Raw genomic sequence first — 12,433 nt, 5'->3', positions numbered from 1 at the left:
GTTTTGCAAACTATGAACATAAAGCCGATCGAAGCCGTAGCATTTTTTCTGCTGCTAGCTTCTGTGTTATTGAACTCTTGCGCTTCACGTAAGCATAAAAAGTCTGGTAAAGAATTGAAGTCTCCCGCTGTGGAGATGGTGGAAACGGATACAGCAGAGGAAGCTGCGGATAGCGTCCGACCCAATAAAGTCACCACTATCCCTACGGGCGTGTCCAAGACGACTGTTCCTGAAAAGAAGGAAGTCGTTGCTCCGCCACTGAAAGTAACACTGCCGGCAGTTTCGCGTGAGTTTCGTGGCGCATGGGTTGCGACGGTCGCCAATATAAATTGGCCAAAAAGAGGCGATTATTCGACAGAATCGCAGAAGCGAGAGGCGATCAAGTTGTTGGATCTGTTAAAAGCTAACAATTTTAACGCTGTTATATTTCAGGTGCGTCCTTCGGGTGACGCATTATACGATAGCCCTTACGAGCCGTGGTCTTATTTTTTAACCGGCCAAATCGGAAAGCGTCCATCTCCTTATTATGATCCTTTGGAGTTTTGGGTCGAAGAAGCCCATAAAAGAGGCCTGGAGCTTCACGTATGGCTTAACCCCTACCGGGCTCACCATTCATCGGGGGGAGCGGTCACCAGTGAGTCGATCGTAAAGAAGGAACCTGATATGGTTGTACGCTTGCGCAACGGGATGTATTGGTTCGATCCGGCAAACCCAAAAACACAAGACCATTCGGCGAAGGTCGTCGCCGATATCGTTAAGCGTTACGATATTGATGGAGTTCATTTTGATGACTATTTCTACCCTTACGCGAGTTATAATGGCGGCGCGGACTTTCCGGACGCAAAATCGTGGGCAGCTTACCAACGTACAGACGGAAAGCTAGCGCGAGCCGACTGGCGCCGTGATAATGTAAACCGGTTTATCGAGCGCGTATACAAGGCGATTAAAGCAGAAAAAAATTACGTTAAGTTCGGAATAAGTCCCTTCGGTATATGGAAGCCGGGGTATCCAGCGGGCATTACAGGCTCTTCGCAATACGACGAGCTTTATGCCGATGCAAAATTATGGTTGAATAAAGGCTGGGTGGATTACTTTACTCCTCAGCTTTATTGGCCGATTCAGCCGCAACGACAAAGTTTTACGTCCCTGTTGAAATGGTGGGAATCGGAGAACACCTTTAAGCGGCATTTGTGGCCAGGACTCAATACGGTAGCCGTGAAGTCCTCGAATAGACCACAAGAGATCGTAAACCAAATTAATGCCACGCGTGAGATTGTGCCAAATAGTGCAGGTGTTATACACTGGAGTATGGCAGGTTTAACCGGCAATGCGAATATGCTAAAGGCGATTAAAAATGGTCCATACCATAGCAAAGCGCTGGTGCCTCGCAGCACATGGTTGTCGGCCAATCCACTGTTACAGCCTTCCCTACTTTTGACCAAGAAACCCGGGAGTGTGTTTGCCAAATGGCTTCATAAGCAGCCCGAGCAAGTGTTTCATTGGATCGCCTATGCACAATATGGGGATAATTGGGAATATGAAATATTGGATGGCAATGCGTCGGAAAAAAGCTTCCCTATCGAAAAGAATGGAAAGCCACTTAAGGTAATCGCGGTTAAGGCTGTTGATCGATTAAGCAACGAAAGCGAATACATCGCAAAAAAAATCCAGTAATATTCTATAACTAATTCTTTACAAAACGGCCTGAAATTTTTAGGTACTTTCGTTGTATGCGGATTTTTGTAGGGATTATATTAATGATTTTTCTTTTTGGGGTAATGCCACTCTCGGGCGTTACCCAAGAAAGGCCTCCTATTGTCCAGCGTCTAATTAAATGGGATAATCACCGCGAGCAGTTATCGATTGAATATTTGCAGCAACGGCACGGCATCATTGCAACTGCAGCCACCATCATCCCGAAAATTGTGGTCGTGCACTGGACCGCAGTAATGTCGGTCGAGAAAACTATAGATGTTTTCAATTTCGTAGAGCTACCTGCACGACCCCACTTAAAAAAGGCTAGTTCCCTTAATGTCTCCTCGCAGTTTGTTGTCGGGAGGGATGGAACGATTTTTCAATTGCTACCTGAAACCACTTTCGCACGGCATACCATTGGACTTAATTATTGTGCCATTGGTATCGAGAACATTGGATCCGCTCGGTATCCACTCACTGAAGCGCAGCTCGAGGCCAATACAGCGCTAATCAAATATCTGATGGCTGAATATCCGATCGAGTTTGTGATCGGTCATCACGAATATCAAACTTTCCGAGGAACGAATTGGTGGAAAGAAACGGATCCCAACTATTTAACCAGTAAAATTGATCCTGGTGAGGCTTTTATGAGTCAGTTGCGATTAAAATTAGGTATGCAAGGTGATTTAACACAGCGTTTGAATAAGTAATTCCATCTCTGTTAGCTATGTTCTTTCTTTTTGCAGGCTTTCTTCTGTTTTTCTGACTCAATGTTCGTGTTTGTTGAAAATTATCTGTGTTTTTGTGCGATATTGATCAACTACTGTTGCAAAATATTGCACAATTCCTAAAAATAGTTTACTATTGTTCTCGGAAAGACAAACGAGCTTGCCTTTTTATGAATTAATACTAACACTTCTATTATGAGAAAAGCTTTACTACTCTCTGTAGCTTTGGGTTGTGTGGTACAAACTTCCTTTGCAGATCATGTCGCTGCTCACGCAAGGAAATCGTATCCCGCACTGAACAAGACCGGAGTATTTAATCAAAACCAAATCACCGGAACCGTTTCCTCTGTATCCGGATCTGTCGCTGGCGTGACAGTCATGGTGGTGGGCAGCACCACGGTTACGCAAACTGATCAAAACGGTGTTTTTTCTATCGCCGCGGCGCGCGGAAGTACATTACGGTTTTCTGCGGTAGGGTATGTATCGCAGGATATTGTTGCTTCCGCTACGCATCTGAAGGTTGCTCTCGTTGCCGATGATCAGGCATTAGACGAAGTAATCGTTACGGCTATGGGGATCAAACGCGAAAAAAAAGCATTAGGATACGCTGCGCAAGATATCGGAGCGGCCGAACTTATGAAAAATAAAAGCCCGAATGTCATTAACTCCTTGGCAGGTAAAATTGCAGGGGTAAATGTCACGCAAACCTCTGGTGCGGCGGGGGCCGGTAGTCAGATTATTCTACGGGGAGGAACATCCTTAGAGCGCGATAACCAACCACTTTTTGTGGTCGATGGGGTAATTTACGATAACTCGACGGTTATCGGGGGAAACAGTGCTTTTGATGGTGCGCAGGCAACTGCCACGACAAATGCCAACCGTATTATGGATGTGAACCCAGAGGATATCGAAAATGTATCGGTGCTCAAAGGACCGGCAGCTGCGGCTCTTTATGGATCTCGTGCTGCGGCGGGAGCGGTTATAATTACCACCAAAAGAGGGAAGGAGGGAAGCGCAGTGATTAGCTTTTCATCACGCGCTTCGACAAATTGGGTTAACCGCTTGCCAGAGCAGCAAGATAGATTTAAACGAGGTATGTATAACTCGGCGGGCGTGCTAGACACCTATACGACCGATTCTTGGGGAGAAGCGTTTGCTCAAGGGGAAACGATGTATAATAACATCGAGGATTTCTTCCAGAATTCGTCGTCATTTGATAATAACGTGAGTCTATCGGGAGGAAGTAAAAATGGATCCTTTTATGTTTCCGCTTCGCGCTTTGATCAGAAAGGTATCGTACCAACTACCGGTTTTGATAAGACGACGTTCCGTTTCAACGGTGATCAGAAATACGGTAAATTAACCGTTGGTGCAAATGTCGCGTATTCACGTGCAAATACCGATAAAACGCTAACCTCGGCAGGGCTTTATGACTCCGGCGGAACCGGAGCAATGAATTCCACCTACGGGTGGTCGCGTAATGACGATATGAGGAAATACCTCAATGAGGATGGTTCTAAATATCGGATGTTCGATGGTCTACAAGAATTGAAGGATGACGTAGAGAATCCATATTGGATATTAAACAGAAATACTTTGGGGGACAAGACAGAGCGGTTCACCGGAAATATCAATGCGAATGTTGACCTGTTCGACTGGTGGAACGTTTCTTACCGGTTGGGTACCGATAGCTATCTGACGCAAAATTCAACGATCATTGGTGAGCAGGGCGCCGTAAAAGATATCTGGCAAAATGGTATGATGTCCGAGAGCGACGTAAAATTCAATTATTGGTCCTCAAACCTGATGTCGAACTTCAATAAGAAAGTCGGTGATTTCGATTTCGGTGCGCTGGTCGGTTTTTTCTCTGAACAAACCACGACGACAACGAATGGTCGCGTAGGGTATGATTTCGCTGTTGAAAATTTTTACAGCTTCGAGAATATCATTGATGCCAACGAACAGTTACGCGTTGTAAATACGGATAGACGACTATTTGGGCTTTATGGGGAACTCCGGGGCTCGTACAAGGATATGTTGTTTTTGAATGTTACCGGCCGTAACGACTGGACTTCAACGCTTCCGGTAGCTAATAGATCGTACTTCTATCCGTCGGTTGGTGGTAGTTTCGTATTCACTGAACTTCTAAAAGATAACGAGAGTTTCAACTGGTTAAATTTCGGTAAACTTCGGGCTTCATGGGCACGAGTTGGTAAGGATGCGAGTCCATATGTTACAAATACATACCTGTGGCCTTCACGAGAGTTCTTAGGCGGATTGATTGGGACTGGAAATAATTGGCAAAAGGGAAATCCGGTGCTGAAACCAGAAAATACAAATTCGTTTGAAATTGGTGCTGAACTGCGCTTTTTTGGAGGTAGATTGGGTGTCGACTATGCTTATTACACCAACAATTCATACAATCAAATTCTGTCTCCTAGAACTGGACAGTCTACTGGGTATATCTTTATGTCGGTTAACGGAGGAGATATCTATAACAAGGGAATGGAGCTTTCTTTAACCGGGAAGCCTATTGTTAAAGAAGGCTTGGTTTGGGAATCAAGTATTAATATGTCGCGGAACAAAGGGCGAGTGGATAACCTCATCCAGGGCTTGGATGTATTGTATGTAACAGACGTGCAGGTGGGTAATGCGAAGGCTGCATCATTTAACGGTGGCGACTTCATGGCTATATCGGGGTCGAAATGGACACGTACGCCAGACGGAACAGTTGTGCTGGATGCCGATACAGGTATGCCGACAAGCGATAATGCGACAACCTATGCAATCGGTAATCGCGAACCTAAGCTATCTGGAGGCTTTAACAACAGTATTCAATACAAAAATCTTAATCTTTCATTCCTGTTTGATTTTAGAATAGGAGGTGATATTTACAATGGAACCGATTATTATATGACTGGAAAGGGGATGAGTAAACGCTCGATGGAAAGGGATGTACTTACATTGGACGGGGCTGTTCAAAATGGTGGTACTGCAGAGGATCCGATTTATGAGAATAAGACGTTTACGTTTGAGGCCGATCAGATGTATGATATCAAAGGGGTATCAACAAGTGGTCGTAAGATCATTCAAGATTATTGGTCGGATTATTACGCCCGGGAGAGCGCTAATTTTATGACTAATACAAATTGGTTGCGTTTGCGCTCGGTTTCCTTGTCGTATGATTTCTCAAGTGAATTGTTGAAATCGGCAAGCCTATCCAAAGCCATTAAAGGATTGACAGCGACACTTACCGGAACGAACTTGTGGCTGTTAACGAATTATAAAGGAATGGATCCTGAAACTTCGGCAGCTGGCTCCGGCGTTATTGGTTCGAGTTCCGTTGGAATTGATTATAATGGTGTGCCTGCTACTGCAGGCGTTTCGTTTGGTCTGAATGTTAAATTTTAAATCTTTGAATGATGAAAGGAATAAAAAATATCTTATATATATGCTGCATTGCCTTGTCGTTTTCCTCCTGTAAGGAAAGCTGGCTCGATGTGAATGTAGATCCGAGTAACCCATCTGCCGAAGTCGCAACGATCAATAGCCGATTGCCATGGATACAACATCATGTGTTATATGCTTTAGGAACGGCTGGCGCTAGAGCGGGTTATATCACGCAGCAGCTTTCGTTTGTCAATAGTACTGCGTCGCAAAGCATGGTGGCTGGATGGAATCCTATAGCGGGTATCTCCACTACGCCCTACCAATTTTTCTTTGTTACGGCAGCCTCTAATATTGGGGATCTAGAAAAGCGAGCTCAGCAAGAACAGGCCTATCATTACCTGGGCGCAGCTAAGGTCATGAAAGCGGTTGGTTATATGCTGATGACCGATTGGTATGGAGAAATGCCATATACCGAGGCGGTTACCGGTGATATAACGCCAAAATTCGATGATGGAAAAACGATTTTTGAAGGCTGTTTAGCCGATATTGACTCCGCGATCATCTATTTTAACATGGAGCAGCCGGTTACTGCGGTCTCTTTAGCAGAAGGGGATAGTTGGAATAGCGGTGACATTAACAAATGGTTGAAACTTTGTTACGGCCTGAAAGCACGGTGGCTGAATAATTTATCTAAAAAATCGGATCGCTATAATCCAGACGAAATCCTGGCGGCGTTAGAAAAAGCACCATTATCAAATGGCGAGAGTACGGTGGTTAATCACGTCGATATTGCTACTGATAATACTGGTGATGTTTTGTTTGGCGACCCGTTAATGGCCTCTATTGTTTTTGACAATGTTGGAATGAACAGTAATATCCGTGTCTCTAAGTGGTATGAAGACATCTTGACCAATTTCGCGAATTACGGCGTAGAAGATCCACGTGCGGATAAATTAATTCCATGGGCAGAATATGGAACACCTAAAAAGTTTATACGCTCAAAAGGAGTCGATATGAGCTCGGATATTCGCATGACTGCTGGACCCATCGCCGCGGCCTATAATGCAGATTCCAAATCGATTACCAATAATGGACGCACGATTGCGCCGCACAGTTGGTATATAAATTCTGCCGATAAAGCGCGCTGGGGTGATACAGTGTATGTTTCTTTTCGAAGTAGTTCCATTGGGTACAATAAAGATGTAACCGATATATTCAAATGGGACGATGGAACAGTAGCGGCTTCTGGAACGTTTTACTCACGCCCGGACGCACCCACGCACCTGTTGGTTTATTCGGAGATGTGTTTCATTAAAGCAGAGGTTTTGATGCGCAAGGGCGATAAAGCCGGCGCCTTCGCGGCGTACAAAGAGGGGATTAAAGCACATATTGATTTGATGAATACGAAACTGGCGACCTATGGAGATGTAAATCCAAGTAAATCGCCGATGAGCGAGGATAAAATAGACCGCTTTTTAGAAAAAGGAATTGGCGCGGTTGGAGATCTTACTATGGGTAAAATTATGACGCAAAAGTTTATCGCGCTTTCATTTTCGCAGCAAAACTGGAACGACATGCGCAGGCATGACTTCAGTTCGGAGTCGTATTTGGGATGGGAGGTTCCTTATGAATATACCAGAACTGCGCAGGCCCAAACCAAAATTCCGCTCGGCAAGCAGTTTAGAAGGATTATGCAGGTTTCGCACGAAATAAACTATAATGCAGAGAACTTTAAAGCATCGCATCCAAATGCAGCAAGTGACGATATTTGGTCATTCCCGGTTTGGTGGGATTCAGCGGAGTAAACTGTGTAAAACTTCAAATTCCCGAACAAATTGTTCGGGAATTTTTTTAAATCATTTTTCTTGTTTATGTTTGTTTAACAATTAAAAACGCAAGAATATGAATTGGAAGGTATTTACCCTATTAACACTCACATTGGGTTCCTGCAGTGCGGGTAACTCCAAGAGCGCGAAAGAAGATGCAAACATGGAATCGCAAGACTCAGCGATACACATTGAAACAGCTGCGGATCAACTTACCGAATATTTGCCATTATTGAAAGGTAAAAAAGTAGGCCTGATGGGCAACCAGACATCTGTGGTTGGCCAAAACAAAGAGCACTTAGTTGATGTGTTAGTGCGTGAGAAAGTAGATTTGCGTTTCGCTTTTGCTCCCGAGCACGGGTTTCGCGGGAAAGTCGAACGTGGTGAAAAGGTGAGTAATGAAGTAGATGAGCAAACCGGCCTTCCGCTCTATACCTTATATGGTAAAAATGAAAAGCAAGATTCTATCGTACAGTCCATTGATGTGATGATTTTCGATTTGCAGGATGTGGGGGCACGGTTTTATACTTATATCACCTCGTTGCACCGGGTGATGGATCTATGCGTAAAACATAATAAGCAGCTTATCGTATTGGACCGTCCGAATCCGTGTGGTGACCAAGTGGATGGCCCGGTTCGCAAGGACGATAAATTTAAGTCTAATGTCTCTTTCCATAAAATAGCGATGATTCATGGACTCACCGTTGGGGAGCTTGCAAAAATGATCAATGGTGAGAAATGGTTAAATGGTGGTGAAGAGTGTAAATTAACCGTAATTCCTGTTAAAGGATGGGATCACAGCATGGTGTACGAACTTCCTGTTGTTCCCTCTCCAAGTTTGCCGAATCATCTTTCTGTCCGGTTATACGGTTCATTATGTTTGTTTGAAGGGACCGATATTTCAGTTGGACGCGGCACCGAATGGCCATTCCAGGTTGTAGGCTACAATGACCCTGTATATGGTGATTTTGAATTTGTTCCTGGAGAAAAATCAGGAATGGTTAAGCATGTCGAGGGTAAAGGCGAGACTATGTATGGAGAAGACCTTCGTGATTTGAATGCTAATGCGGAGAAATTTACGCTGAAATATGTGTTGGATTTTTATAATAAAATGCCGGATAAAAGTGAATTCTTTGCGCGTCCGGAGTTTTTTGATAAACTGGCGGGAACCGATGTGTTAAGAAAACAAATTCTAGCTGGGAAAACAGAAGATGAAATTCGTAAAACTTGGCAGGAAGATTTGAAAGAATATAAAATTATGCGGAGCAAATATTTGCTTTATCCCGATTTCGAGTAATTCTTTTGATATTTTTTAAAAACACGCCTCGTGCGTGTTTTTTTTGTTTTACGGCAAAAGCTGTTAAAAAACGCATGAATTTCTTTTGTTTAACATATTTTTAACGATATTAGTGCGGTTTTTAGCATTAATTGATTTTAATTTTTTGAAAAAACGCACAACTCTATTTTATGGTACAATCTTTAATTAAAACAAACTAACTAGCTATGAGAAAATCATTACTGTTTTCTGTTGCTCTAGGATTGGTTGTCTCTACCGATGCGGTAGCCAAAAGGACGTTACTAGATGTAGCTCATCTTTCGGAAACGTCGACTCTTCTATTAGACGGTATTCAACAAAATGCTGTTAAAGGAAAAGTAACGGGAGCGGACGGACCAATACGTGGTGTGACAGTTTCTGTTGTAGGAAGTACAATTTCTACAAGCACCAATAGCGAAGGTAATTATACGATACAAGCGCCTGCAGGTGCGACATTACGGTTCAGTTACTTAGGGTATCTTGATCAAGAAGCCGTTGTGAGCGGAAGCGAATTGGATGTGACGATGGAAGCGGGCGACACAACGTTGGACGAAGTTGTTGTCGTGGGATACGGTTCGCAAAAACGTTCTAATATTACAGGATCGGTATCGACGGTTGATGCGGAAAAAACATTTGAAACCCGTCCTATCACAGATGCCGGTCGTGCGCTACAAGGTGCCGTATCTGGGCTCTCGGTATCTACACCTAGTGGTGACCTTGGTGGTGATCCGACAATTCGCTTACGGGGTGTAAGCGGTTCGCTGCAAACTTCCGGAGGAGCATCTCCGCTCATCTTGGTCGACGGTGTTGAGGTACCTAGTCTTGCGATGATCAATCCAACTGATATCGAAACGATGAGTGTCGTAAAAGATGCTTCGGCGGCGATATATGGATCACGTGCGGCATGGGGTGTGATACTTATCAAGACTAAGTCTGGTAAAAGAAACACCAAGACAGCTATAAATTATTCAAACAATATCGCGCTCCAATCGCCGACGACGACATTAGAAATTGCGGGCGGTGCGGAAGGTGCTCAAGCAGGGCTGTTAGCTTTCCAGCGCGCCAATCCTTCATCGACAGGGTACAATAACCTTGGTATACGCTACGACGATTATGCGATTGAGAAAATGGCCGAATGGGAGCAGCAATATGGCGGACAAGATTTAGGACCAGAGATGATTGAAGGTCGTGACTATGAGGTGAAAGATGGTTATTTATATTTTCATAGGACCTGGGATGCCGAAGATATGTTTATCAAGGACCTTACCCCGCAGCAGAACCATAACTTGAATATTACGGGCGGATCGGATAAGATCAATTACAACGCCGGGTTCGGGATGGTATCGCAAAAGGGTGTATTGAAGGTTAACGAAGATAAATATAGCCGATACAATTTCAATTTGGGCGTGAATGCGGACATTACTGATTGGTTAACTGGTTATGCAAAAGTATTGTATTCCAGCTCAACGGTGAATAAGCCATTTTCGTACAACGGGTCGGTATATGAACCATGGTTCTACCTATACCGTTGGCAGCGCAACTACCCTTACGGTACTGTTGATGGATTACCAATGCGTAACGCCATAACCGACGTGGAGCAAGCAAGTATGAACGAGCGTCGTTTAAATATGGCTCGTTTCACATTTGGTGGAACGGCGACAATAATGCCTGGACTTACCATCGATGCAGATTATACTTATTCGCAGTACAGTAATAATTACGATGAGAATGGCGGGTCTGTTACCGGATGGGATTTTTGGAATAAAACGGATTTTGAATACCTTTCCTACACGGGCGCAACCTATGACCGCGCTCGTAAAGACCGTACGGTAACCGATAGGCATGTGGGTAATGTGTATGCAACATATAATAAGAGCTATGACCTCCATAACTTTAAAGTGATGGCGGGTGCAAACGCGGAGCTTTATAAAGATGATATGGTATGGTCGCAACGTCTAGGCCTATTGGATCAAGATTTCCCACAACTGGGATTGGCCACTGGTGCGATGTCAGGTAATTCTTCCGCTTCGCACTGGTCAACCTTAGGTTTCTTCGGACGTGTGAACTACGATTATGCGGATAAGTTCTTGTTTGAGGTTCTTGCACGTTATGACGGATCATCGCGTTTTAATTCTTCAAATGTTTGGGGCTTTTTCCCTGCAGCATCCCTTGGGTATGTGGTGTCTAAAGAAGAATTTATGGATTGGTCGAGACCATATCTTGATTTTCTAAAAGTTAGAGCATCGTGGGGTAGCGTTGGTAATCAGACGGTCCCTTCAGGGTTATATCTTTCTACTTTGAGTCCAGCGGAATCGGGATGGGTGATCGATGGGGTAAACCAAAATACGATGACTTCACCTTCTATCGTTTCACAGGGATTAACGTGGGAGACGGTAACAACAAAAGAGATTGGTGTTGACGCAGCATTTTTTAATAACAAGTTTAACGTTACTTTCAATCGGTTTAGAAGAACGGTGTCTGATCTAATTACAGGTGGTGTCGTGTTGCCATCGAGTTTTGGGGCGACTTCGCCACTGCGGAACTACGGTGAAATGCAGACTAATGGCTGGGAACTTGAGTTAGCTTACAACCACCAATTTGAAAATGGTTTAGGTATGCGCTTGAGCGGTCAGTTATCTGATTTTAAAGAATCAATCACCAAATATGATGGTCAGGCGCAGATCAACACGCTCGGCGAGTCAACAAATTACGCCGGTAAAGTTATCGGAGAGATATGGGGCTATCAAACAGATCGCTTATTTCAAGCGGATGATTTTACGGCCAACGCGGACGGTAGTTATACACTACTTGATGGTATACCGTCTCAATCATACTATGAAACAGCGACGTTCAAGTATGGTCCTGGAGATATTAAATACCAGGATATCAATGGTGACGGCGTGATCGGTGTCGGCGACGGGACGGTAGAGAATTCGGGAGACATGAAGTTAATTGGGAACTCAAACCCGAGATATCAATATGGATTTAGAGCCGACTTTAATTATAAAGGATTTGATCTAGGATTCTTTATTCAAGGAGTCGGTCAACGCGACGTATGGGCTGGTGGCGCTGCCAATGTGCCGGGATGGAGACCTGCAGAAGCATGGTATGCACATCAAATGGACTACTGGTCCACGGACAATACAGATGCTTTCTATTACCGCCCGACAGATCAAGGGCAAAGTAACGCCACATTAAACCACATGCCACAAACCAGGTATCTTTTGGATATGTCTTATGTACGGTTGAAAAACTTGAGCTTTGGATACACACTGCCAACGGCTGTTGTCGAACGTGCAAAACTTTCGAAGTTCCGTATTTTCTTCTCGGGCGAGAATTTATTTGAATTTGATAATTTAGATATTCCAATCGATCCGGAGACAGATTATACAGAAGATAATAAAAACGATAAGAACTCTTTCGGTAGATCTTATCCTTATCGTAGAACATATTCCTTAGGACTTCAATTAACTTTTTAG

The 12,433-nt window shown here is 44.0% G+C and carries 6 protein-coding genes; all 6 read left to right on the top strand.

Translation table 11 applies throughout. The features are described 5' to 3' along the window. The first annotated feature begins 12 nt into the window (after nucleotides 1-12). The 6 genes from FM107_RS11135 to FM107_RS11110 all read left to right on the top strand — a co-directional run bounded on the left by FM107_RS11135 (nucleotide 13) and on the right by FM107_RS11110 (nucleotide 12,433). The gene (locus FM107_RS11135; protein WP_086948591.1) at nucleotides 13-1,674 is read left to right on the top strand and encodes a glycoside hydrolase family 10 protein; all 1,662 of its coding nucleotides are present in this window, start codon (nucleotides 13-15) and stop codon (nucleotides 1,672-1,674) included. An 83-nt stretch (nucleotides 1,675-1,757) separates the two neighbouring features. Beyond that, nucleotides 1,758-2,405: an N-acetylmuramoyl-L-alanine amidase gene (locus FM107_RS11130; protein WP_086948648.1), complete on the top strand. Its 648-nt coding sequence runs from the start codon at nucleotides 1,758-1,760 to the stop codon at nucleotides 2,403-2,405. 213 nt (nucleotides 2,406-2,618) lie between these two features. After that, nucleotides 2,619-5,834, top strand: coding sequence for a SusC/RagA family TonB-linked outer membrane protein (locus FM107_RS11125; RefSeq protein ID WP_086948590.1), 3,216 nt, complete (start codon nucleotides 2,619-2,621; stop codon nucleotides 5,832-5,834). Nucleotides 5,835-5,842: 8 nt separating this feature from the next. After that, complete coding sequence (locus FM107_RS11120; protein WP_218778964.1) at nucleotides 5,843-7,618, top strand: SusD/RagB family nutrient-binding outer membrane lipoprotein; 1,776 nt, start codon at nucleotides 5,843-5,845, stop codon at nucleotides 7,616-7,618. A 97-nt stretch (nucleotides 7,619-7,715) separates the two neighbouring features. Further along, nucleotides 7,716-8,936: an exo-beta-N-acetylmuramidase NamZ domain-containing protein gene (locus FM107_RS11115; RefSeq protein WP_086948588.1), complete on the top strand. Its 1,221-nt coding sequence runs from the start codon at nucleotides 7,716-7,718 to the stop codon at nucleotides 8,934-8,936. 206 nt (nucleotides 8,937-9,142) lie between these two features. Continuing rightward, nucleotides 9,143-12,433 carry a TonB-dependent receptor gene (locus FM107_RS11110; RefSeq protein WP_086948587.1) on the top strand — a complete coding sequence of 1,097 codons (3,291 nt, stop codon included), beginning with the start codon at nucleotides 9,143-9,145 and terminating at the stop codon, nucleotides 12,431-12,433.

The sequence above is a fragment of the Sphingobacterium sp. JB170 genome, assembly GCF_900163865.1.
GTDB lineage: Bacteria > Bacteroidota > Bacteroidia > Sphingobacteriales > Sphingobacteriaceae > Sphingobacterium.
This window is presented reverse-complemented; position numbering and strand designations above follow the sequence as displayed.